Source organism: Alloalcanivorax dieselolei B5 (genome assembly GCF_000300005.1).
GTDB classification, from domain to species: Bacteria; Pseudomonadota; Gammaproteobacteria; order Pseudomonadales; family Alcanivoracaceae; genus Alloalcanivorax; species Alloalcanivorax dieselolei.
Window position 1 is genome coordinate 2,155,720 of the sequence record NC_018691.1, and the last position, 24,388, is coordinate 2,180,107.

18 protein-coding genes and 1 tRNA gene are annotated in these 24,388 nt (G+C 61.7%); 9 read left to right on the top strand and 10 right to left on the bottom strand.

Annotated features, from left to right (window positions below; genetic code table 11):
- Nucleotides 1–63: 63 nt before the first annotated feature.
- Nucleotides 64–2,064: an acetoacetate--CoA ligase gene (locus tag B5T_RS09760; protein WP_014994333.1), complete on the top strand. Its 2,001-nt coding sequence runs from the start codon at nucleotides 64–66 to the stop codon at nucleotides 2,062–2,064.
- 46 nt (nucleotides 2,065–2,110) lie between these two features.
- Here B5T_RS09760 and B5T_RS09765 read toward each other — a convergent pair whose 3' ends face one another.
- The 5 genes from B5T_RS09765 to trxB all read right to left on the bottom strand — a co-directional run bounded on the left by B5T_RS09765 (nucleotide 2,111) and on the right by trxB (nucleotide 7,908).
- Nucleotides 2,111–4,534 (bottom strand): TonB-dependent siderophore receptor, encoded by a 2,424-nt coding sequence (locus B5T_RS09765; protein ID WP_014994334.1) that lies wholly within the window; start codon nucleotides 4,532–4,534, stop codon nucleotides 2,111–2,113.
- Between the two features lie 142 nt (nucleotides 4,535–4,676).
- On the bottom strand, nucleotides 4,677–5,657 hold the full coding sequence (locus B5T_RS09770; protein WP_041716976.1) for a FecR domain-containing protein: 981 nt from the start codon (nucleotides 5,655–5,657) through the stop codon (nucleotides 4,677–4,679).
- A 10-nt stretch (nucleotides 5,658–5,667) separates the two neighbouring features.
- Nucleotides 5,668–6,177 carry a sigma-70 family RNA polymerase sigma factor gene (locus B5T_RS09775; RefSeq protein WP_014994336.1) on the bottom strand — a complete coding sequence of 170 codons (510 nt, stop codon included), beginning with the start codon at nucleotides 6,175–6,177 and terminating at the stop codon, nucleotides 5,668–5,670.
- Nucleotides 6,178–6,252: 75 nt separating this feature from the next.
- Nucleotides 6,253–6,954 carry a leucyl/phenylalanyl-tRNA--protein transferase gene (aat, locus tag B5T_RS09780; protein WP_014994337.1) on the bottom strand — a complete coding sequence of 234 codons (702 nt, stop codon included), beginning with the start codon at nucleotides 6,952–6,954 and terminating at the stop codon, nucleotides 6,253–6,255.
- Nucleotides 6,955–6,960: 6 nt separating this feature from the next.
- Nucleotides 6,961–7,908 carry a thioredoxin-disulfide reductase gene (trxB, locus tag B5T_RS09785; RefSeq protein ID WP_014994338.1) on the bottom strand — a complete coding sequence of 316 codons (948 nt, stop codon included), beginning with the start codon at nucleotides 7,906–7,908 and terminating at the stop codon, nucleotides 6,961–6,963.
- Between the two features lie 363 nt (nucleotides 7,909–8,271).
- On the opposite strand from trxB, the gene B5T_RS09790 reads away from it, so the two are divergent.
- Genes B5T_RS09790 through cysG form a run of 6 tightly spaced genes read left to right on the top strand, consistent with a single transcriptional unit; the run spans nucleotide 8,272 to nucleotide 15,789 of the window.
- Nucleotides 8,272–10,617 (top strand): DNA translocase FtsK, encoded by a 2,346-nt coding sequence (locus B5T_RS09790; protein WP_188832189.1) that lies wholly within the window; start codon nucleotides 8,272–8,274, stop codon nucleotides 10,615–10,617.
- Between the two features lie 12 nt (nucleotides 10,618–10,629).
- Complete coding sequence (gene lolA / locus B5T_RS09795) at nucleotides 10,630–11,241, top strand: outer membrane lipoprotein chaperone LolA (protein WP_014994340.1); 612 nt, start codon at nucleotides 10,630–10,632, stop codon at nucleotides 11,239–11,241.
- A 28-nt stretch (nucleotides 11,242–11,269) separates the two neighbouring features.
- Nucleotides 11,270–12,601, top strand: coding sequence for a replication-associated recombination protein A (locus tag B5T_RS09800; protein ID WP_041717485.1), 1,332 nt, complete (start codon nucleotides 11,270–11,272; stop codon nucleotides 12,599–12,601).
- A complete protein-coding gene (locus B5T_RS09805) occupies nucleotides 12,598–13,005 on the top strand; it encodes a fluoride efflux transporter FluC (RefSeq protein WP_148279248.1) in 408 nt (135 codons plus the stop codon). Before B5T_RS09800 ends, B5T_RS09805 begins: the two co-directional genes overlap by 4 nt.
- 46 nt (nucleotides 13,006–13,051) lie before the next feature.
- On the top strand, nucleotides 13,052–14,344 hold the full coding sequence (gene serS, locus B5T_RS09810; RefSeq protein ID WP_014994343.1) for a serine--tRNA ligase: 1,293 nt from the start codon (nucleotides 13,052–13,054) through the stop codon (nucleotides 14,342–14,344).
- A 32-nt stretch (nucleotides 14,345–14,376) separates the two neighbouring features.
- On the top strand, nucleotides 14,377–15,789 hold the full coding sequence (cysG, locus tag B5T_RS09815; RefSeq protein WP_014994344.1) for a siroheme synthase CysG: 1,413 nt from the start codon (nucleotides 14,377–14,379) through the stop codon (nucleotides 15,787–15,789).
- A 216-nt stretch (nucleotides 15,790–16,005) separates the two neighbouring features.
- On the opposite strand, the gene B5T_RS09820 is transcribed toward cysG, so the two are convergent.
- Genes B5T_RS09820 through B5T_RS09840 form a run of 5 tightly spaced genes read right to left on the bottom strand, consistent with a single transcriptional unit; the run spans nucleotide 16,006 to nucleotide 18,667 of the window.
- On the bottom strand, nucleotides 16,006–16,992 hold the full coding sequence (locus tag B5T_RS09820) for a glycosyl transferase family protein (protein WP_014994345.1): 987 nt from the start codon (nucleotides 16,990–16,992) through the stop codon (nucleotides 16,006–16,008).
- 32 nt (nucleotides 16,993–17,024) lie between these two features.
- On the bottom strand, nucleotides 17,025–17,285 hold the full coding sequence (locus B5T_RS09825) for a hypothetical protein (RefSeq protein ID WP_014994346.1): 261 nt from the start codon (nucleotides 17,283–17,285) through the stop codon (nucleotides 17,025–17,027).
- A 2-nt stretch (nucleotides 17,286–17,287) separates the two neighbouring features.
- The gene (locus B5T_RS23380; protein WP_167321213.1) at nucleotides 17,288–17,602 is read right to left on the bottom strand and encodes a DsrE family protein; all 315 of its coding nucleotides are present in this window, start codon (nucleotides 17,600–17,602) and stop codon (nucleotides 17,288–17,290) included.
- The gene (tusD, locus tag B5T_RS09835; RefSeq protein WP_014994348.1) at nucleotides 17,595–17,981 is read right to left on the bottom strand and encodes a sulfurtransferase complex subunit TusD; all 387 of its coding nucleotides are present in this window, start codon (nucleotides 17,979–17,981) and stop codon (nucleotides 17,595–17,597) included. The genes B5T_RS23380 and tusD overlap by 8 nt, the downstream gene beginning before the upstream one ends.
- Nucleotides 17,981–18,667, bottom strand: coding sequence for a Bax inhibitor-1/YccA family protein (locus B5T_RS09840; RefSeq protein ID WP_041716977.1), 687 nt, complete (start codon nucleotides 18,665–18,667; stop codon nucleotides 17,981–17,983). Before B5T_RS09840 ends, tusD begins: the two co-directional genes overlap by 1 nt.
- A 151-nt stretch (nucleotides 18,668–18,818) precedes the next feature.
- On the opposite strand from B5T_RS09840, the gene B5T_RS09845 reads away from it, so the two are divergent.
- Together B5T_RS09845 and B5T_RS23385 are read left to right on the top strand one after the other, a co-directional pair.
- Nucleotides 18,819–18,906 (top strand) — tRNA-Ser (locus B5T_RS09845).
- A 566-nt stretch (nucleotides 18,907–19,472) separates the two neighbouring features.
- Nucleotides 19,473–24,338: an Ig-like domain-containing protein gene (locus tag B5T_RS23385; protein WP_051015465.1), complete on the top strand. Its 4,866-nt coding sequence runs from the start codon at nucleotides 19,473–19,475 to the stop codon at nucleotides 24,336–24,338.
- The last annotated feature ends 50 nt before the right edge of the window (nucleotides 24,339–24,388 follow it).

Sequence of the window (24,388 nt, forward strand, 5' to 3'; positions counted from 1 at the left end):
CGATTCACGCGGCTATAACAACAAACGGCCTCGGTTTGCAAAGAGGCCGCGTTCAGGAGAGCTATGATGACAACAATCGATCCGGTGCCCCTGTGGCAACCCAGCGAGGAACGCATCCGCAACAGCCGCCTGCATCATTTTCAAGGCTGGCTGGAGCAGCGCACGGGCGAGCGTTTCAACGATTATGACGCCCTCTGGCGGTGGTCCGTGGACCATCTGGAAGCCTTTTGGGAAGCGATCTGGCAGTACTTCGACGTGGCCGCCTCGGAGCCCTACAGCGAGGTGCTCGACAGCCATGAAATGCCCGGCGCCCAATGGTTCGAGGGCAGCCGGCTGAACCTGGTGGAGCAGATCTTCCGTTTTCACCATGACCAGCCCGATCGTCCGGCGATCCTCTCCCGTTCCGAGCTTCGCCCACTGCAATCCCTGTCCTGGGGCGAACTGCGCCGACAGGTGGCGGCCCTGTCCGACCGGTTGCGTCAGCGTGGGGTCGGCCCCGGAGACCGGGTAGTGGCCTATTTGCCCAATGTGGCGGAAACGGTGGTGGCGTTCTGCGCCTGCGCCAGCGTTGGCGCGATCTGGTCCAGCTGTTCCCCGGACATGGGCACCCGCAGCGTGCTTGACCGCTTCCGTCAGATCGATCCGAAAGTGATCATCGCGGTGGACGGTTACCGCTATGGCGGCAAGGATTTCGACCGCCTGGAGGTGGTACAGGGGCTGCGTGAGGCGCTGCCGACGGTGGAGCAGGTGATCCTGTTGCCTTACCTCAACCCCGAGGCCCGTCTGGATGGGGCCGATCTCTGGCAGGACATGGTCGCCGGCGAGGCGCCAATGGCGTTTGAACAGGTGCCGTTCGACCATCCGCTGTGGGTGGTGTATTCCTCGGGGACCACCGGCATGCCCAAGCCCATCGTGCACGGCCATGGCGGTACCTTGCTGGAGGGGCTGAAAGGTCACGCCCTGCACATGGACCTGGGGCCGGAGGACCGCTTCATGTGGTTCACCACCACCGGCTGGATCATGTGGAATTCGCAGATCACCGGTCTGATGGTGGGCAGCACCATCTGTCTGTACGACGGCAATCCCGGTTACCCGGACCTGGGCACCCTGTGGCGTTTCGCCGAGGAGACCGAACTGACCTTCTTCGGCGCGGGCGCCGCCTATTTTCTCAACTGCAAGAAAGCGGAAATCGAGCCTGGCCAATGGCTGCGTCCCGGCAGGCTCAGATCGGTGGGTTCCACCGGTTCGCCGCTGCCGGAGGAAGGGTACCAGTGGATCATGGGGCAACTGGGCGACGTGATGATCGCCACCATCAGCGGGGGTACCGATGTGGCGGCGGCCTATGTGGGCGGCTGTCCGATACTGCCGGTCTACGCCGGAGAGATGCAATGCCGCTATCTGGGCACGGCGACCTACGCCATGTCCGACGGCGGCCGGATCCTGGAGGACGAAGTGGGAGAACTGGTGGTGACCAAGCCGATGCCGTCCATGCCGTTGTATTTCTGGAACGATGAAGAAGGGCTGCGCTACCACGACAGCTACTTCGACGTGTTCCCCGGCATCTGGCGCCACGGTGACTGGATCCGCATCACCCCGCGCGGCGGCGCGGTGATCTATGGCCGTTCTGACACCACCATCAACCGCCACGGGATCCGCATGGGCACCAGCGAATTCTATCGGGTGGTGGAAGAACTCCCGGAAGTTCTCGACAGCCTGGTGGTCGATTTGGAATACCTGGGACGAGAATCCTTCATGCCGTTGTTCGTGGTGCTGCGCGAAGGGCAGCTTCTCGACGACGATCTGAAAGGCCGGATCAAGGCGGCGATCCGCGACAACCTGTCCGCCCGGCACGTGCCCAACGACATCGTGCCGGCGCCGGAAGTACCGCGCACACTCACCGGCAAGAAAATGGAGCTGCCCATCAAGAAGCTGCTGTTGGGGCAGTCTCTGGACAAGGTGGCCAACCCGGATGCCATGGCCAATCCGGACAGCCTGGCGTTCTATATCGACTACGCCGAACGCCGTGACACCGCCAATGGGGCCGGGCAGGTGAAGACCGGCTGATGAGCGCGAACGGCGGGGGCAGGATGCCCCCGCGTCCGGCGTTATTTCACCATTGGTATTTGACGGTGACGGTGGCCGAGCGTTTCACCCCGTAAAAACAGGCATAACTGCAGGTGGCGTATTCCTCGTCGAACAGGTTGTCGACATTCAGCGTCATCAGCCATTGTGGTGACAGCCGGTACCGGAGCGTGGCATCCACCACGGTGTAGCTGGGCACGGCGACGGTATTGGCAATATCGCGCGTCTCGCCGATGTAACGGACGCCGGCGCCCAGTCCGAGCCCATAGAGGGAGCCGTCAAAGGCATAATCCGCCCACAGTGAGGCCATGTTCCGCGGCACGCCGTTGGTCCGGTTTCCTTCCGTGCCGCTGTTGCTTTTGGTGACCTCATTGTCGATATAGGCATAGGAGGCAATCAGGTTCAGGCCATTGCTCAGGTTGGTCCGTGCTTCCAATTCAAAGCCGCTGGACTCGACCTCGCCTTCCTGCACGGAAAAGCCGGGATTGGCCAGGTCGCTGGTCAGCACGTTCTCCTGCGTCAGTTGGTAGGCTGACGCAGTGATGGAGGTGAAGCCGCTCCGCGGCTGATAACGCAGGCCGATTTCAGTCTGTTTCCCTTCCGTGGGCTCGAACGCCTGACCGCCAGCATTCTGGCCGGAGATCGGCTCGAACGACTCGGCGTAGCTGATGTACGGCGCCAGGCCGTTATCGAACAGATAAAGCAGACCGGCACGGCCGGTGAAGGCATGCTCGTCATAGATGGTGGCCGATATCCCGGCCAGGTGATCCTTGCCTTTGCCGTCGACCTGGTCGTAACGACCGCCCAGCATTACCACCCAATGGCCGTCGATCTTGATATGTTCCTGGGCATACAGACCCAGCTTGTCACTGTCTTGCGTGGTATCGCTGACGGGAGTGGTGTCCAGCGCCACCGGAGAACCGTACACCGGGTTGAAAATATCCAGCGCCTCGGCGGTACCACGGTATTGGGTGCGCTTGAACCGGCTTTGCTCGTAATCCAGACCAATCAATGACGTATGTTCAGCCAGTCCCCAGTGCCACTTGGCTTGCAGCTGGTTATCCAGGGTGAAGGTGCGGTCTCTGTCATTACGGGCGGCGGAGGTGCGGGACAACAGGCGTTGTGATGCATCCAGCGATCCCATGATGAGGTAGTCCCAATCGGTCTCGGCGTCGAAATAGAGCGCGTTCTGACGGAAGGTGAAGGTGTCGTTCAGGCGATGGCTGAACAGATAGCCAAGGGTCTTGTTGTGCGTCTCGAAGCTATCGAAATCGGGTTCACCGATAAAGAGGTCACGGTCGATGTCGCCGTTGACGTTGTGTCGCACCGTGCCTTCCAGGGGCAACCCGTACAGATAAACGGTGTCGTTGTGCTGACTATTGGCCAGCAGGGTCAGGGAGGTATCGTCGCTGGGCTGCCAGCGCAATGACAGCTGGCCGAAATCACGGTCATCGGGAATATGGTCGGTCATGGTATCGCTTCGGCGCACCAAACCGGTAACACGGTAGGACAGGCTGCCGTCTTTGGTGAGCGCACCGGTGAAATCGCCGGCCAGTTGTTTGCGGTCAAAACTGCCCGCTTGCACTTTCAGTTCCCGGGAGGTTTTGCTCTGCGGCAGCTTGCTGACCATGTTGACGATGCCGCCGGGTGCCGCGTTGCCATACAGTACCGAGGCCGGCCCCTTGAGCATTTCAATGCGCTCCATGGCGTAGGGTTCGGAGACACCACTGAACGTGTTGCGCGGCAATTTACTGCCATTAAGGTACATCGGAGAGGAGCCGGTGACGTTGAATCCGCGGATGATCAAACCATCGCTGACCAGATTGTCGCTGCCCATGGGGACCACGCCGGGGGTATACAGCAGTGCCTGATGCAGGGACTCCGCATCCTGTATTTCGATTTGATCCGCCGTCACCACGGAGACACTTTGCGGCGTCTCGATCAGAGGAATATCCATCTTGGTGGCGGTGATACTGCGTGTTGCGGCATAACCCGTCACCGGGCCGTAGCCCGACTCCTGGCCCGCTCCGGCATCCACCCTGATTGGCGACAGGGTAACCGGGTCCGACGGGATCCGGCGCAGGGAGTAGCCGCTTTCACCTTTGGACTGCAGCCCATATCCCGTGCCCGCCAGCAGCGCCTGAAAGCCTTCTTGCGTGCTATAGGTGCCTTCCAGGCCGTCACTGCGCATACCGGACAACACTTGCGGATCAAAGGACAAGGGCACCCCGGCCTGGGCGGCGAATTGAGCCAGCACGTCACTCAGTTTGCCGGGGGGAATCGAGAAGTGCTGTCGTGCCGTGCTTTGCTGGGCGAAGGCCGTGGCAGGCGTCAAGGTGATGGCACCGCCGATACCGGCGAGTGAACAGCTCATGGCCAGAGCGAATGCCGCTGATTTGTTGTTGACGCTCTTGCGCGCCTGGCCCGGCAGCGGGCCGTTAAGTGCTGTCATGGACGTCGTCCCCGTTGATGTCTTATGTGTCGGACAGGGCATTTCCGGGATGTGAAGGACCGGAAAACGCCTTTCTATCCGCTACACCGAACGAGAACGGAAAAAGTATCAGTTTTTTTTGCAAATGACGGGAACGCCGCCGTCACGGTTGTCGTTTGCGCAACGTGAGCCACCAGGGGGAGACCCGGCTGATCTCCACCGGCAGGGTCTTGCTCAACAGCTCGAGGCTGGCATCGCTGTCATGGAGCGGGAACGCGCCTGACACCCGCATATCCGCGATCTCCGGATCGCAACGCAGAATACCGTTGCGATAGCGGCCGAGCTCTTCCACCCAGGTTCGCAAGGGCATGTCCCTGGCCAGCAACATGCCTTTCTCCCATAGGGCGGCGTCGTCGGGAACCGGTTCCGAAGGTCGTATCCGCGAGGTGCTGAACAGACGCTGCTGACCGGCGGGAACAACGGTCTTGTCGGCATGGACCGGGCTGATTTCCACCGCGCCTTCGAAGACGGACAGCACGGTTTCATCCTTGAGCCGGCGCACGGCGAAGCGTGTGCCCAAGGCTCGCAACCGGCCCTGCGGAGTCTGGACCACGAAAGGGCGCGGATGGGGCGAGGGATCCGCGCCGGTGGTCACCAGTATTTCGCCGGCTCGCAGGGTCAGTCGCCGCTCCCGTTCGGAAAAGTCCACGTCCACGGCGGTGGCGGTGTTCAACACCAGCTGAGTACCGTCCGCCAGATCCAGAGTCCGTTGCTCCCCGGTATGGGTGTACAGGTCGGCCCGCCAGTTGTACCAGGGCAGGTAACGGTAGCCGAGCCAGGCGGTGGGCGCCGCTGCCAACATCAGGGTGAGGGTTTTCATGGCCCGCCGCCGGCCCGCGTTTTCCAATCGTGAAAACGTCCGGTGGGTCGCGGGACCTGACGCCCGTTGGAAGGTATCGAGCACGGACTCCGCTCGTTGCCAGGCCGCCTGATGCATGGGCCCCTGACTTATCCAGCGCTCCAGATTCTGCCTGTCGATTGGAGTGGCCTCCCCGGATTCGAGCAGGAGCAGCCAGTCCGCGGCCTCTTCGAGAATGGCCGGTTCAATCGGGGGCGAAGACGTCGGGGGCGGTCTGGTCGGCATCGGCGCGCCCCTATTCCAGGCTCAGGCAGGCCAGAAAGGCCTTGCGCATATGCCGTTTGACGGTAGGTAGAGAAACTGCCATCCGCTCGGCGATATCCTGGTATTTCAGGCCGTCGAGCTGGGACAAAAGAAAAATCCGGCGAGTGAGCGCGGGAAGATCGCGCAACATGGCATCGATCCGGTACAGCGCTTCCAGGATCAGCCAGCGGGTTTCCGGTGACGGCGCTTCGGCGGCGGGCAAGTGAGCGATGGCGTTCAGGTAGGCCTGTTCCACATCCCGCCGGCGCCAGTGATCGATGACCAGACAGCGGGCAATGTGAGTCAGCAGAGCACGAGGCTCATCGCCAAGCCGTGACACATCCCGGTGACCGGCGATCAGCCGCAGAAAGGTGTCGTGGGTGAGATCCGCCGCGTCATGATGATTGCCGAGCTTGCGGCGCAACCAGTTCTGCAGCCAGCCCTGATGATCACTATAAATGGCATGGATATCAGCTTGTCGTGCCAATTTGGTGCCCGACACAATAGGTCCCTTGGTAGCCAAAATGTGTAGCCAGAGGGGGCGAAAGGTTGCCCATAAATGATAATGGTTCGCATTTTATGGGATGACGGGCGGCGAACGCAAATACGGCCATGTCCGTGGGGTGGAGTCGGTGATCAAGGTGCGCAACGCTGTCTGAAATTCCTGTCGCGGCATCAACACCGCGCCCAGCCGCATCAGGTGAGGATTCTCCACCTGGGCGTCCAGCAACTGGATGCCCAGCTCCGGCGCCAGCGCCCATAACGCCGCCAGCGCGCATTTAGAACCGTTATCGCGGCGAGAGAACATGGACTCGCCGAAGAACACACCACCCAGATGAATACCATAGATGCCGCCGGCCAGACCCTGGTCGTCATGCACCGTCACGCAATGGGCATGGCCCAGATGATGCAAGCGCAGATAGGCGTCGCGCATGTCGCGGGTGATCCAGGTGCCGTCCTGGCCGGCGCGGGGGGCCGCGCAAGCGTCGATGACCCCGGCGAAATCCTGGTCCAGACGGATTTCCGGGTTCCAGCGGCGCAGGGTGCGCCGGGTACGGCGGCTCAGGTGCAGGTCTCCGGGGCGAAATACACAGCGCGGGGCCGGTGACCACCACAGGATCGGTTGGGTGTCGTCGTACCAGGGAAAGATGCCCTGGCGATAAGCGCAAAGCAGTGTGGAGGGGGAGAGGTCGCCGCCGGCGGCGAGCAGCCCGTTGGGCTCCTCAAGGGCCTCTTCCACGGCGGGAAAAGGCCCCCCGGCGGGCAACCAGGGGATCATGCGCGATCAGTCTTCCAGGGTTTCCAGATAGCGCTCCGCGTCCAGCGCCGCCATGCAGCCGGAGCCGGCGGAGGTCACCGCCTGACGGTATACGTGATCGGCCACGTCGCCGGCGGCGAACACGCCCGCCACGCTGGTGGCGGTGGCATTGCCTTCCAGGCCGCTGCGGATGCGGATATAGCCGTCGTGCATGTCCAACTGACCGGCGAAGATGTCGGTGTTGGGTTTATGACCGATGGCGATGAACAGACCCTGCAGCTCCAGTTCCTCGGTGCTATCATCCTTGGTGGACTTGACGCGGATGCCGTTGACGCCGGAATCATCGCCCAACACTTCGTCGAGCACGTGATCCCACATGACGGTGACGTTGTCCTTGGCGAACAGCTTATCCTGCAGGATCTTTTCCGCGCGCAGTTTGTCGCGACGGTGAATCAGCACCACCTCGGAAGCGATATTGGACAGGTACAGGGCTTCTTCAACGGCGGTGTTGCCACCGCCCACCACGGCCACTTTCTGGCCCCGGTAGAAGAAACCGTCACAGGTGGCGCAGGCGGAAACACCTCTGCCCATGAACGCCTGCTCGGAATCCAGGCCCAGGTACATGGCCGAAGCCCCGGTGGCGATGATCAGGGCATCACAGCTGTAGGTGCCGGAGTCGCCCTTGAGGACGAACGGGCGCTGGTCCAGCACCACTTCGTTGATGTGATCAAACAGGACCTGGGTTTCAAAGCGCTCGGCGTGCTGCTGCATGCGCACCATCAGATCCGGGCCTTGCAGGCCCTCCACGTCACCGGGCCAGTTATCCACTTCGGTGGTGGTGGTCAGCTGCCCGCCGGGTTGGATGCCCGTGATCACCACCGGATTCAGGTTGGCCCGGGCCGCGTAGACCGCCGCGGTGTAGCCGGCAGGGCCGGAACCCAGAATGATCAGTCGATGGTGCTGCACGTCGCTCATTGAATCCTCCACCAGGTCAGGGCCTGAAAACTGGGTCTGCGTAAGAAGTGGCGACGTTATGGTGTCGCCGACGGGCCGTTTCAAGGATGAGCAAGCTACAATACTTTCATGGCCCGGTGAAGGCGGCTCCGGCTATGAGTGCGATTTGAGGCAACGATAACCTCACCACCGGGCCCTTGTTGCCCGGGCCCAGGCGCGGGATACTGCGGGCGCAAGAGCCGGTCGGGGCGCTGGCTCGAGAGGCGCTAATTCTGTACAATTCCATAGTTTTCAAATTGTTATGGCATTGAGTTCATGTTTTTTCCAGCTTTTACACGACAAAGGGAAAAACACTGGCAAGCTTTGAGATCATAAACGGGCTCTATGGAATCCAAACGCAAGAGGCGAGGCGTGACAAAGGCAGCCGCCGGTAACACTCAATCCGGTTTTTCCCGCCATCTCAAACGGGGTTTGGTGGAAGGCATGGTCATCGCCCTGATCGCCCTGTCGCTGTATCTGCTTCTGGCATTGATCAGCTACGACAGCCGCGACCCGGGATGGTCCTATGTGGGGCACGTGGACAGCGTGCGTAATGCCGGCGGCCGCGCCGGCGCTTTCTGTGCCGATCTGTTACTGGGATTGTTTGGGCTGATGGCCTATCTGTTCCCGGTGCTGGTGGGGTTCTGGGCGTTCAAGGTATTGCGCGAGCGCCACGCCGGTCTGCCGGGCAGCTGGCCCATGTTCAGCCTGCGTCTGGTGGGGTTCGTGTTGACCATGATCGGCGGCACGGCCCTGGCCTACATGCACTTCGCCACCGGCGGCCTGCCGGAGGACGCCGGTGGAATACTCGGCCAGGTGGTCGGTGGCAGCGCCCTGGATGCCTTCAATGCCCTGGGCGGCACCCTGGTTATGGTGGCGCTGTTTCTGATTGGCATCACCGTGTTCACCGATCTGTCCTGGATCGCCCTGACGGAGCGCCTGGGTGAACTAGTGGTGACTATTGGCCAGAAGGTGCCGGCCTGGTTCGAGCAACGCCGCGAGCAGCGCGAGGAGCGCAAGGCGGCCCAGGCCGCCCGTGAGCAGCGCGCCCGGGTGATCACCGAGGCCAACAAGAAAAAGGAAAACCGCACGCCGCCGAAGATCGCCCAGCCCGCCAAACCGGTGGAGAAAAGCGTACGGGTACAAAAGGAGAAGCAGCAAAAGCTGTTTACCGCCGCAGTCTCCGGCGACCTGCCGCAGGTGTCCTTGCTGGATCAGGTGGATGAGGACGGCAAGGGCGGTTACTCCGAGGAAGCGCTGGACGCCATGTCGCGTCTGCTGGAAATCAAACTCAAGGATTTCAACGTCGACGCCGAAGTGGTGGCGGTGCAGCCGGGACCGGTGATTACCCGCTTCGAGATCCAGCCCGCCGCCGGCATCAAGGTGTCCAAGATCACCAACCTGGCCAAGGATCTGGCCCGTTCCCTGGCGGTGATCAGCGTGCGGGTGGTGGAAGTGATCCCCGGCAAGACCACGGTGGGGATCGAGATTCCCAACGAACAGCGGGAGATGATCCGTTTCACCGAGGTGGTGGGCTCGAGGATGTTCGACGATGCCAGTTCGCCGTTGACCATGGCCCTGGGCAAGGACATTTCCGGTAACCCGGTGATGGCCGACCTGGCCAAGATGCCGCACTTGCTGGTGGCCGGTACCACCGGTTCCGGTAAGTCGGTGGGCGTGAACGCCATGCTGCTGTCCATGCTGTTCAAGTCCAACCCGGACGATGTGCGCCTGATCCTGATCGATCCGAAGATGCTGGAACTGGCGGTCTATGACGGCATTCCCCATCTGCTCACGCCGGTGGTCACCGACATGAAGGAAGCCGCCGGCGCCTTGCGCTGGGGGGTCGGAGAAATGGAACGCCGCTACCGCCTGATGGCGGCCATGGGCGTGCGTAATATCTCCGGCTATAACCGCAAGGTGGAGGAGGCCAGGAAATCCGGCGAGCCACTCAAGGATCCGTTGTGGAAGCCCAATGACCCGATGGACCTGGAAGAGGAGCCGCCGCTGGCGGAGAAGCTGCCGTACATCGTTATCGTCATTGATGAATTCGCCGATATGATGATGATCGTCGGTAAGAAAGTGGAAGAGTTGATCGCCCGTATCGCGCAGAAGGCGAGGGCCGCGGGCATCCACCTGATTCTCGCCACGCAGCGCCCGTCGGTGGATGTGATCACCGGTCTGATCAAGGCCAACGTGCCGTCACGCATCGGCTTCCAGGTATCGTCGAAAATCGATTCCCGTACCGTGCTGGACCAGGGCGGGGCGGAGCAGTTGCTCGGCCATGGTGACATGCTCTATTTGCCCGGCGGCAAAAGCGTTCCGGAACGGGTGCACGGCGCCTTTGTCTCAGATGAGGAAGTGCACAGGGTCTGTGATGACTGGCGCAAGCGGGGCGAACCGAACTATCTGGAAGAAATTCTTGACGGCGGTTCGGATCTGAACGCGCCCATGCCCGGCATGGAAATCGCCGGTGGCGGCGATGAAGAGAGCGATCCGCTCTATGACGAGGCGGTGGCCTATGTGACGCAATCACGGCGGGCTTCCATTTCCTCGGTGCAGCGGAAACTGAAGATCGGCTACAACCGCGCCGCCAACCTGGTGGAAGCCATGGAAATGGCCGGCGTGGTCTCCGAGGCCGGACACAACGGACAACGAGAGGTGCTGGCGCCACCACCGCCGGACGCCTGAGGATAAAGAGCAATGGCAAAATGGCTTGTATTGGCACTATTGATGCCGTCCCTGGCCTGGGCATCCGCCACCGAAACCCTGCTCGCCAAACTCGGTGGACTGCGCAGCATGAGCGGCCACTTCGAGCAGTCCATGGTGGACTCCGACGGTGACCGCCAGCAGAGTGCCAGCGGTACCATGGACGTGGCCCGGGGCAACCGGTTTTACTGGAAGACCGAGGTGCCGTTCGAACAACTGGCGGTTTCCGATGGCAAGACCGTGTGGGTGTACGATGTGGATCTGGAGCAGGTGGTGGTCCGTCCGCTGACACCGGACCTGGGTAACACGCCGGCGTTGCTGTTCGGCGGCGATCCACAGCGGGTAGGGCAGGCGTTCGAGATTTCCGAACTGGAAAGCAACGGCGCCAACGTCACCTACCGGCTTAAGCCCAAGGGCGCCGATCCGCTGTTCGATACCCTGGATGTCACCTTCCATGGCGACACGCCGCATTCCATGCGTTTGCGCGATGCGCTCGGCCAGCAGACCCTGATCCGTTTTCAGGATCTGACCCTGAACCGGTCGTTGCCGGCGGAGCGGTTTTCCTTCACACCGCCGGAAGGCACCGACGTTATCCGTCAGGAGTGAATCATGAGCGGGGGTGGTGGCGCGCACCATGAATGATCTGTTCGCCGATCAGACCCGTGGCGATGCGCAGCCGCTGGCCGCGCGGCTGCGGCCATTGTCGCTGGACGATTATGTCGGGCAGTCCCATCTGATTGCCCCCGGCAAGCCCCTGCGTCAAGTAGTGGAGCGCGGGCAACTGCACTCCATGATTCTGTGGGGCCCGCCGGGCACTGGAAAAACCACGCTGGCGCTGATTCTCGCCGGGGCCGTGGACGCGGAATTCATCACCTTGTCGGCGGTATTGTCCGGCGTAAAGGACATCCGTGCGGCGGTGGAACAGGCCAAGGCGCGGTTGGGGCAGGGGCGCCGCACGGTGTTGTTCGTGGATGAGGTGCATCGCTTCAACAAGGCGCAGCAGGACGCCTTTCTGCCCCACGTGGAAGACGGTACGGTGATCTTCATCGGCGCCACCACCGAAAATCCCTCTTTCGAACTCAACAACGCCTTGCTGTCCCGGGCCCGGGTATATCGCCTGCGCAGCCTGGAGCGGCAGGACCTGTCCGGGCTGCTGGACCGGGCCCTGCGTCAACCGGATCTCGCCGCCATGGTTCTCGAGGCCGACGCCCGCGATTTGCTGCTGGACTATGCCGACGGCGACGCGCGGCGCCTGCTCAATATGCTGGAAGTGGCCATGGACCTGGCGGACGGCGATCAGCCACGCGTCAACCGGCCGTTGATGCAGGAAGTGTTGCGTGACGCGGTGCGCCGCTTCGACAAGGGCGGGGATCTGTTCTATGACCAGATCAGTGCCTTGCACAAGTCGGTGCGCGGTTCCGATCCGGATGCGGCCCTGTACTGGTTCGCGCGCATGCTCGACGGCGGTTGCGATCCGCTCTACGTGGCGCGGCGGGTAGTGCGCATGGCCAGCGAGGACATCGGCAACGCCGATCCGCGGGCCCTGACGCTGGCGTTGAACGCCTGGGAAGTACAGGAGCGGCTTGGCAGTCCGGAGGGCGAACTGACCATCGCCCAGGCCATTGTTTTTCTGGCCGTGGCACCGAAGAGCAATGCGGTCTACGACGCCTATAATACGGCCCGGCGATTCGTCGCCGAGCACCCCAGTAATGAGGTGCCCCTGCATCTGCGCAACGCGCCCACCAAATTGATGAAGGCGGAAGGCTACGGCGCGGAGTACCACTACGCCCACGATTACCCCGATGCCTTCGTCGACGGCGAGAATTATTTTCCACCGACGCTGCGTGACACCCGTTTCTATGAACCGGTGGAACGCGGTCTGGAAATCCGCATCGCCGAAAAGCTGCGCCAGTTACGGCGCCGCAACCGCGACAGTCAGTGGCAACGTTACGAGGGTGACTCATGATCCGAACCATAATGGACGGTAATATCCTGCCCTGGCTGGCGGTGGCCCTGGGGGGCTCGGTGGGCGCCTGTTTGCGCTATGCTACCGCTCTCTGGGTAGGGGTACCGGCGATGCCGGCGTGGCCCTGGGCCACCTTCGCGGTGAACCTGGCTGGCAGCTTCCTGTTTGGTTTTCTGGCGGTGATGCTGGCGAGCCTGACCACCAGTGAACTGTGGCGGCTGGCATTGATGACTGGCATGCTTGGCGCCCTGACTACCTTCTCGACCTTTTCCTTCGAGCTGGTCCGCCTGTTGGAGAGCCGCGGCCTGGGGCTGGCCCTGGGATACGCCGCCGTTTCGGTGGTGGCCTGCGTCTCGCTGGCCGGTCTGGGCCTGGCGGTGGGACGTGTGTTGTTTGAATCCTGATATTTGTTTGAATCCTCACATCTTATGAGTGCGCAAAGGAGCCACCATGCTTGATATTCGGGCCTTGCGGGACAATGGCGAAGCCATCCGCGATGCACTGGCAAAACGGGGTTATTCCCTGGACCTGGACGGCTTTCGGGCGCTGGATGGGCGCCGCAAGGAAGCCGATATTCGCTCCCAGGATCTGCAGGCTCAACGCAAGAAGGCCTCCAAGCAGATCGGCGAACTGATCCAGTCCGGTTTGTCGGTGGATGAGGCCAAGGCCAAGGTGGCGGAGACGCTGAAGACCCTGGATGCCCAGCTCGATGACGAAGTGGCCCGGGCAAAAGAGATTCAGGACGAGCTGCGCGCTTTCCTCATGGGGGTGCCCAATGCACCGGCGGAGGAAGTGCCGCCGGGCGCGGATGAGGACGACAACGTGGAAGTGCGCCGCTGGGGCACGCCGCGCCAGTTCGACTTCAAGCCCAAGGACCACGTCGACGTCGGCGAGGGGTTGAGTGAGGGCCGGCTGGATTTCGAGCGCGCCAGCAAGCTGTCCGGCGCCCGCTTCGCGGTCATGACCGGGCAATTGGCACGGCTGCATCGCGCCTTGATCGACTTCATGCTCGACCAGCACACCAGCGAACACGGTTATCAGGAACTGTACGTGCCTTACCTGGTGGGGCCGGAAGCGCTGGCTGGTACCGGCCAGTTGCCGAAGTTCGAGGAAGACCTGTTCAAAATGCGCGGCGAGCGCGAGCTGTATTTGATCCCCACCGCGGAAGTGCCGGTGACCAATCTGGCGGCGGATGAGATTCTCGACGCCGAGACCATGCCGCGCCGTTACGTCTGCCACACGCCCTGTTTCCGCTCCGAGGCCGGCAGCCATGGCAAGGACACCCGCGGCATGATCCGCCAACATCAGTTCGAGAAGGTGGAACTGGTACAGTTGGTGCGCCCGGGAGAGTCCGAGCAGGCGCTGGAAGCGCTCACCGGCCACGCCGAGGCGATCCTGCAAAAACTGGATCTCCCTTACCGATTGGTGACCCTGTGCGGCGGCGATCTGGGCTTCTCCGCCGCCAAGACCTATGACCTGGAAGTATGGCTGCCGAGCCAGCAGCGCTACCGGGAAATCTCTTCCTGTTCCAATTTCCGCGACTATCAGGCGCGGCGCATGCAGGCCCGTTGGCGCAACCCGGAAACCGGCAAGCCGGAGCTGGTACATACTTTGAATGGTTCCGGGCTGGCGGTAGGCCGCACCCTGGTGGCGATCCTGGAAAACTATCAGAATGAAGAGGGTTCCGTGACCGTGCCGGAGGCACTGCGGCCCTACCTGAGAGGCAAGGAGCGTCTGAGCTGAGGCGCTCCACAACACAAGGGCGCCAGCTGACGATGGATTTTCTTCCCCTTGGTCTGAAACTGACCGGGCAAACCGTGGTGATAGTGGGCGGTGGTGACACCGCCCTGCGCAAGGCCGGTCTTTTGCACCGATCCGGTGCGGTGATACGTTTGATCGCGCCGCAATGGCGCACCGATTTGTGCGCTTTGGTGGAGCAGGGCGGCGGTGACTGCCGGCAACGGGTCTATCAAGAAGGCGATCTTGATCAGGCACGGCTGGTGGTGGCGTGTACCGATGATGATGCCCTGAACCAGCGTATCGCCGGGCAATGCCATGCCCGTGGCCTGCCGGTCAACGTGGTCGGGCGGCCCGAGCTCAGCAGCTTCGTTTTCCCGGCTCTGGTGGATCGTAATCCGCTGTTTGTGGCGATCACCTCATCCGGGGCGTCGCCGGTACTGGTGCGGCGTCTTCGCGATCAACTGGAAGCCTGGCTGCCGGCGCGCTGGGGCCGGCTGGCCACTTTTCTGGGCCGTCTGCGGGAGAGCGTCGCGGCGCGTCTGCCAGGGCGCCGTCAGCGGGAAGCGTTCTGGGAGGCGCAGCTGGATGGTCCGCTGATGGAGCAGGTGCTTTCCGGTCATGAAAGCGAGGCGGAACACGCCCTGGAACGTGCCCTGGCCGGTATCGACGGCAACCCGGCGGCGGCGCGGGGAGAGGTTTATCTGGTCGGTGCTGGCCCCGGTGATCCGGATTTGCTGACCTTCCGGGGGCACCATCTGCTGACCAAGGCGGACGTGGTGCTGTACGACCGGTTGGTGGCCCCGGAGATCGTTGCTCTTGCCCGCGCTGACGCGGAGAAAGTGTACGTCGGCAAAGCCCGTGATCAGCACGCCTTGCCCCAGGGAGAGATCAACGATCTGCTGGTGCACTACGCCAGTCAGGGGAAACGGGTGTGCCGCTTGAAAGGCGGCGATCCGTTCATCTTCGGGCGCGGCGGAGAAGAGTTGGAAAACGTGGTGGCCGCCGGTATCGACTTCCAGGTGGTGCCCGGCGTGACCGCCGCCGCCGGCTGCGCCGCTTATGCCGGCATCCCGTTGACCCACCGCGATCACGCCCAGTCCGTACGTTTCGTCACCGGCCATCGCCGTGACGGCAGCGTCGACCTGGACTGGCCCAATCTGATGGCGGAGCAGGAAACCCTGGTGTTTTACATGGGACTGGTGGGGCTGAAGGAGATTTGTGCCCAACTGATGGCCCACGGCCGCGCGCCGGATACGCCCATCGCCCTGGTTTCCCGGGGCACCACCGACGCTCAGGAAGTGATCACCGGCCAGCTGGATTCCCTGCCGGCGGCCCTCGAGGGACGCACCGTGCACGCGCCGACCCTGATCATCGTCGGCAGTGTGGTCAGTTTGCATCCGCGTTATCGCTGGTTCGGAGAGGCCGGACGCTCGACGCCGGACGCCTGACGCCTGACGCTCAAACCTGGAGACACCACCAATCCGGGTCCATATCGGCAGGCGCCGGGAATTCTAATTCGAGGATCGCTACAAGGCGGTTGTAGGAGCTTGCCTGCAAGCGAATTAGGCTTCCGGGCAAAAGATTCGCTTGCAGGCAAGCTCCTACGGCGACTTCGTTCCGATCCGCGGGAAGCTGCTGAGCACGAACTGTTGGACTATTTATTATTACAGCGCGTCGCGCTTGCGTTCCGTCCATAACGTTTGAGCGGCCTTGGTGGCGGCCTCCAGATCCTTCGCTTTACCCAGCCCCCACAAGGTCGCCGCCACCGTTCGGCATACCGCCGCTTCGCCATAGGCGTCGCTTTCCTCGCCATGCCACACCGCCCGCAGATGGTCGGTGGACACGGTGCCCGGCGGTGTTTGCCGGGGCAGGGCGGCGTCGAGCGTGGCTTCCACCGGCTCCCCGGCACGCAGACCGCCGATGCTGGTGCGGGCATCCGGGCGGATTTCCACTTCTCCCCCTTCACCTTTGAACAGCAGCAGATTGCGGTCGCCGCAGAGACGGGACGCTTCCTGATGCAGATTCAGATAGGCGGGGTGAAACACACTTTGCAGGCTCAGGGCGGCCTGGGCCGGATTGAGATTGCGCGACAGTGTGTTGATCGGCGAGCGCAGCCCCAACTGAAAGCGTAGCATCAACAGCGTGCTCAGCGGCGGACAAAACTGCTCCACCCCGAGATAAGTAAAGCCTTCATCATGCAATTGCTCGCCGGCTTCCGCCACCGTGCGTGGCAGCTTGAAGCCGAGTTTGCGCAGGCTCTCATCGGTATAATGCCGCTCTGGCGTATGGGCGGGTCCGCCGTGCATGAACACCCGCACACCGTTGCGCGCCAGCAACCGGGCCGCCAACAAGTACCAGGGATGATGCTTTTTCTTGCCGGCGTAGCTTGGCCAGTCGACATCGGCTTTCGGCAAGCCGATTAAATAGTGGCTGCACACCGGGCGGCAGGCGTCGAGAAAGCCGGCCAGTTCCTCCGGGGTTTCTTCCTTGACCCGCAACAGCATGAGGAAGGCACCAATCTGCGCCTGGGTCACCTCGCCCTGAAGAATATGCCCCATGGCCTCGGCGGCTTCTTGCCGGGTCAGGCTGCGGCGGGCGCGCTTACCGCGTCCCAGGGTGCGGACGAAAGGGGCGAAGGCATGCTCGCTCATGGACGGACTCGCGTTAGATCAAACAGGGTGGGTCAAGAATACCAGCTTGTGGCCGGGCCGTATTCCGCTGTCAGAGCCACCAGCCGGTCATAGTTGATGCATTCCAGGTCCGCGCGCCGTGCCGGCGGCAACGGCGGTTCGCCGAGCAGGTAGCCCGGACCTTGCAGCGGAAACTCCGCCGCCACCAGATGGCCGTGGTCGACGAACACGCACAGATCGCCGGGTTGATACAGGGCCAGGCAGGTCCGCGCCTGCTCGCTGTCCAGATCGTCGAAAGCAATGAGATGCAGCATGGTCAAAACACCAGGGTCTGATCCGAAGCGGCTTGCAGATGATGTAAGTCGCCGGCACTCAGTGGTTCAACGCCATCCAGGGGATGGTCGGCCAGGGCTTCGGCGGAGGCCACACAGCGCACCGCGAAGGCCTGCAACTGCTCCAGCTGTGTTTGCGGTGCCGCGAGGCGGTTGAGCGCGCGCAGTACTCCGTCGGTTATCCACACAGTGGATTGGAGGCCGAAGGCGGCGCCGGTGAGGATCATTTCCTGAGTCTCGCGCCAATCCGGAGAGTGCCGGGGGCCACGATGCAGTATGTACAGAATGGAATCAGCCAAAGTGCAGTACCCGGTCGCTGTGGCGGGTTGCCTCCACCCAGTCGCCGAGCCCCACCAGTTGGAAGCCCTTGGCCAGATTGTCACCGTCGAGCCCGGCGCGTTGGCCTTCGGTATCGTCGGTAACGCCTCGTCGCAGGGCGGCCCCGACGCAGACCCGGGCGGGCAGGGCGCTGTCCTTGACCAGGGATTGCCAGCGGCTGGCCACGGCCTCGCCGTCACGTCCCGGATGGATCAGCCGGTTGGCCAGGTGGACGCCGTCACCGTAAAAGAAGACTTGAAACAGGGAGTAGGGGGAACGCAACACCGCTTCGGTGGTGTGGAGAGCGGTGACCGCCGCCGCCGTTTCCGGCCCGGCGGTCACCAGGATACTGAACTGCATCAATCGTTGCCGGTGAGGGCGGTCAACAGGTGCAGCAGGGACAGGAACAGATTGTAGATGGATACGAACAGGGTCACGGTGGCCATGATGTAGTTGGTCTCGCCGCCGTGAATGATGGCGCTGGTCTGCCACATGATCAGCAGGGAGGAGAGCAGCACGAACGCCGCGGACACCGCCAGTGCCAGAGCCGGGATGTTGAAGAAGAACGCCGCCAGACTGGCGACGAACGCCACCAGAATACCCACCATGATGAAGTTGGTGAGGAAGCTGAAGTCCTTGCGGGTCACCAGGGCGATGGCGGACATGGCCACGAAGATGGTGGCGGTGCCGCCCAGTGCCAGACTGACGATTTCCATGCCGCCAGGGATCTGAGCGTACATGTTGATGATCGGTCCGGTGGTGAAACCCAGCCAACCGGTCAGGCCGAACACGGCCAGAATGCCCCAGGCGCTATTCCGCAGCTTGCTGGTGGCGAACAGGAGACCAAAATAAACGACGATGGTCAGGATCGGGCTCATATAGCCCATTCCCGTGGACATGGCGAACAGGGAGGCGCCGGTGGCCACGATCAGGCTCAGGCCCAGCAGCATATAGGTGTTTTTCAGCACCTGGGCGGCACGTTCGCCAGTGACTACCGCTCCACCACTGGCGTGCGGGGCGACATAGGGATTCGGTTGGTTGCGCATGATCAATCGCTCACAAAACAAAGTGTATCAACGATAATAGGGACGTCCGCGCCAAAATCAAGATTTTCCCAACGAATCACGGGGTTACAGCAATTTTCTTGATCTTTCCCCGTTGACTGCCAATTCGTCTCAGGTATGATTGGCGCCCATCGGAGAGGTGGCTGAGTGGCCGAAAGCAGCGGTCTTGAAAACCGCCGACGGGAGACCGTCCGTGGGTTCGAATCCCACCCTCTCCGCCATACCTCTATAAACGCCCCGCTCCGCGGGGCGTTTTCGTATGGCTTTCCCGCCCTGTTCCTCCTCGCCATCTTTCGGTGTGATTCGAATTGTAAAATTTCGGCCTGTGTCACGGCATTTTCAATGGTGGTTTTTCAGTGGCTGTATTCTCCATTGCTGATGAAAAAGGGGAAGTGTTTCAGTGCCAGAGTAATGATGTCATTTTGGTTTTATTGAGATTCAATTCCTTATTAAACAAGCATTTATTAAATAGGTCGGTGTTTTTAACTTCCTTGGCTTCCTCGGGCAGCGCCCTTAAAAAAAGGGAGAGTTTTAGTGGTCGCACCTTCATTGAATTGGAATTTTCCAGTGAGGCAATACAAAGGTGTATTGCCGTAAAGAAAGGATTGCGCTAAAAGTGAACAAAACTGAACAGCATATGACGCAGTTTGCCGGTTGCGTGCTTGGCGTCGTTATTCGCTGTAACCAGGGCAAGCAGCCGGCTAAGTCATGAACGGATTTCACTGACTAACGCAACGGTTACGAACAAAAAAGATATTCGCGCCGTGCGTTCCGAAGGAGTGGGAACATGGTTGATAAAATTATTAACATCCTGGAAAAATCCAGCGGCGCTGTCACGAAAGCTCCTTGGGGTGACACGGTGTCGCTCATGGGGGGCGGGAATGTGGTTCAAATGCCCCTGAGCCCCGACCAGATCGATTTCACCAGCCGGGTGGGTAACGATCTCGTCATTACCCTCAAGAATGGTGAGCAAGTCACCATCACCAATTTCTATCCCGCTGGTGAAGGGGAGGAGGCGGCCAACGAACTTCAACTTCTTGATGATGAAGGTATTCTCTGGCTGGGCCAGTCCGATGGCGCCGGAGGCTTCGGTTTTGCCCAGGCAGCCTCGGGAGGTGGGGATTGGGGGTTGGCGGCGCTGGCGGTTGGTGGTGCGGCGGCGGCATTCCTGATCAGTGATTCTTCTTCCGGTTCCAGTTCTGGCGGATCCGGGGACGATAACGTGGCTCCCGATGCCCCCACGGACCTGACGGTGAGCGAGGATGGGGGGATAGTGACGGGGCGGGGTGAACCGGGCTCCACGGTCACCGTGCGTGATTCCAACGGCAATGTTATCGGCGAAGGACAAACCAACGCGGAGGGTGAGTTCGAAGTCGAATTGAGCGAGCCGCAGGTCGATGGCGAGGAACTGGATGTCAGCCTGACCGACGAGGCGGGCAATGAATCGGAGCCCGGCCAGGTCACCGCGCCGGACAGTACCGCGCCGGACGCGCCGACCAACGTTGAGGTGAGCGGGGACGGCACCACCGTCACCGGCGAAGGTGAACCTGGAAGCAAAGTCACCATCACGGATCCCGACGGTAACGTGATTGGCGAAGGCACGGTGGATGACGATGGCAACTTCACCGTCGAACTGACTGAACCGCAAACAGATGGTGAAGAACTGGAAGTGACCCTGACCGACGGAACGGGGAATGAGTCCGAACCGGTCACCGCGGTGGCTCCGGATGGAAGCGGTCCTGATGCTCCGGTCATCACTCAGGCAGAAGATGATGTGGCACCGGGCACTGATCCGGTGCTGACCGGAGGCAGCACCAACGACACCTCGCCGACCCTGACCGGGACAGCGGAAGCGGGCAGCACGGTAGCGATCTTCCAAGATGGCACGGAGATCGGTACCACTACCGCCGATGGCAGTGGCAATTGGAGTTTTACGCCGACGACGGAACTGGCCGAAGGCGATTACAGCTTCACGGCGACAGCCACGGATGCGGCCGGCAACACTTCGGATCTGAGCGCGGTGTTTGAACTGAATGTAGACACCACCGCACCGGCGACGCCGACGGTGGAGCCCACCGATGGAGCAACACTTATCGGTACCGCCGAAGCGGGCAGTACCGTTGATGTGGATACCAACGGGGATGGCACCCCGGACTACACGGTGGAAGCGGACGGCAGCGGTAATTGGAGCGTGACACCGGATACCCCGTTGGCCGATGGCACGAATGTGAGTGTTACCGCCACGGACGAAGCCGGTAATACCAGTGCTCCAGCTACGATCGGTGTGGACGCCACGGCGCCGGTGGTGGCCTTGGATGCGTTGGTTACCAACGACAGTACCCCGGAATTGACGGGGACGGTGGACGATCCGGACGCCAGCCTCGTGGTGACGGTGGACGGCAACGACTATACCGCCACCAACAACGGTGATGGCACCTGGACGCTGGCTGATGGTGATCTGCCGGCACTGACCGATGGTGATTACACCGTGACGGTGACGGCCACTGACGCCGCGGGCAATGAGAGCACCGCTAGCGGTGCTCTGACGGTGGACACCACCGCACCGGCGGCACCAACGGTGGAACCCACTGACGGAACGATCCTTACTGGTACCGCCGAAGCGGGCAGTACCGTTGATGTGGATACCAACGGGGATGGCACCCCGGACTACACGGTGGAAGCGGATGCCGATGGCAATTGGAGTGTGACGCCGGATGCGCCGTTGGCGGATGGCACGGAAGTCAGTGTCACGGCCACGGACCCGGCGGGTAATACCAGTGATCCTGCCACCACCATCGTGGACGAAAACCTGAACGACACCACGCCCCCGGCGGCGCCGACCATCGCCGAGGTGATGGATGATGTGGCACCGGGGACCGATCCGGTGCTGACTGGAGGCAGCACCAACGACACCACGCCGACCCTGACTGGGACGGCTGAAGCGGGCAGCACGGTGGAAGTGCTCCAGGATGGTGTGTCCTTGGGAACAGTTGCCGCCGATGCGAGCGGCAATTGGAGCTTCACACCCAGCACCGAGCTGGCCGAAGGGGACTACAGCTTTACCGCCACGGCCAGCGATGCGGCGGGTAACACCTCGGATCCGAGCACGGCGTTCGAGTTGAACGTAGATACCACCGCGCCGTCGGCTCCAACGGTAGAACCCACTGACGGAACGATCCTTACTGGTACCGCCGAAGCGGGCAGCACGGTTGACGTGGATACCAACGGGGATGGCACCCCGGACTACACGGTGGAAGCGGATGCCGATGGCAATTGGAGTGTGACGCCGGACGCGCCGTTGGCGGATGGCACGGAAGTCAGTGTCACGGCCACGGACCCGGCGGGTAATACCAGTGATTCTGCCACCACCATCGTGGACGAAAACCTGAACGACACCACGCCCCCGGCGGCGCCGACCATCGCCGAGGTGATGGATGATGTGGCACCGGGGACCGATCCGGTGCTGACTGGAGGCAGCACCAACGACACCACGCCGACCCTGACTGGGACGGCTGAAGCGGGCAGCACGGTGGAAGTGTTCCAGGATGGTGTGTCCTTGGGAACAGTTGCCGCCGATGCGAGCGGCAATTGGAGCTTCACACCCAGCACCGAGCTGGCGGAAGGGGACTACAGCTTTACCGCCACGGCGACCGATGCGGCGGGTAACACCTCGGATCCGAGCACGGCGTTCGAGTTGAACGTAGATACCACCGCACCGGCGGCACCAACGGTGGAACCCACTGACGGAACGATCCTTACTGGTACCGCCGAAGCGGGCAGTACCGTTGATGTGGATATCAACGGGGATGGTACGCCGGACTACACGGTGGAAGCGGACGGCAGCGGTAATTGGAGCGTGACACCGGATACCCCGTTGGCCGATGGCACGAATGTGAGTGTTACCGCCACGGACGAAGCCGGTAATACCAGTGCTCCAGCTACGATCGGTGTGGATGCCCTGGCTCCAGCCGCGCCGACCATCGAAGATGCGCTGGACGATGTGGATCCCGGCACCGGCCCGATACTGCCCGGCGGCAGCACTAACGATGATACGCCTACTCTGAGGGGTATGGCGGAAGCCAACAGCACCGTGGAGATTTTCCAGGATGGTCTTTCCGTGGGCACGGTGCAGACCGATGCCAGCGGTAACTGGAGTTTTGTCGTCCCGGCCGCACTGGCCGATGGTACTTATGGCTTCACGGCCACGGTCACGGACGAAGCGGGCAACACCTCGGATCCGAGTACCTCCTTTGATGTGACAGTGGACACCGTTGCTCCGGATGCGCCGACCTTGAGCATCGCCGATGCCGCCGACGGTATCGTCGACAGCAACGAAATGGTGGACGGGGTACAGGCGGAGGTAGGCCTGCCTGCCGGCGCCGAGGCGGGTGATGTCATCATTCTGACTTTCACCGGAGACGGTGGCGCGGTCTACACTGCTGAACACACCGTAACCACGGATGAGGTGACCGCGGGTACGGCCAATGTGGATGTGGCCCAATGGCTGGATGACGGTACCTACACCGCTACCGCCACGATCACCGATGCGGCGGGCAACGTCTCGCCGGATTCCAATTCGGTCGGCTTTGACGTCGATGCTTCCGGTCCGGTAGTGAATGTCGATGGCGGCAGTCTGCTGGGATTGATTGGTGTGGAAGCGATCGGGCTCCTTGATCTCAACCATCAGATGTTCTCTGCCTACGACCCGAATAACAATCTGGCGTCGGTCACTATCGAGATGTCTTCGCTGTTGAGCATCAACCAGATTCTGGGGCTGTTGGGAGCAGGGAACCAGACTTTGAACTGGTCTCAGGCGCTGGCTGATGAATTGGGACTGGATATCCAGTTCAGCGACTACAATCTTTTCCCTCTCAATCTCACACCGACACTGACGATTACCGCGGCGGACGGCGGCGCCATCGATAATCTCGCGATCAACGAGTTTCTGGCTTCGATCTATCTGGCGGATGCCTTGCTCGGAACCGATCTCGGATTGCTGCCAAGCTATACCATTACAGGGGAGGACCTCGACGGGCAGACCGCTACCGACAGCGTTACCGATCTGGCCGAGCTCAGCCTGTTGAACGCGGCGAATAATCCGGTGACTGATGGCACCTCGGGTGCCGACACCCTGGAAGGGACGGCGGGTGGTGATCGTCTCTATGGTTACGATGGTGACGATGTACTCAACGGCAACGCCGGAGATGACTGGCTGCGCGGTGGCAACGGCAACGACACCCTCAATGGCGGGGACGGTAACGATACCCTGGTCTACGAAGGCCTGGGTAACGATACTTTCGACGGCGGTGCCGGCGAGGATACATTGCTGTTGACTGGTGATGGCATTTCTCTCGACTTCGTTGACAGCCTCGCGGGCGACTATGTCGACCCGGCGACGATCAACAATATCGAGCATCTGTCGATCAGCGGCACCGGCGCCAACGAGATATCCATCGACCTGGCATCGTTGATCGCAATGACCGATGCCAACAATGTGCTGTTCATAGACGGTGATCAGGACGATACGGTGGAACTGATCGGAGATTGGCAGAGTACCGGTACCTCCACCGTGGACGGCACTGATTACGTGGTCTACAGCCAGGAGGGCAATCCCAGTGAACTGTGGGTACAAAGCGGCGTTTCGGTGATTTGAGGCACCTACGATGCACACCGGCACCGGGCCGAAAGGTCCGGTGCTTCCCA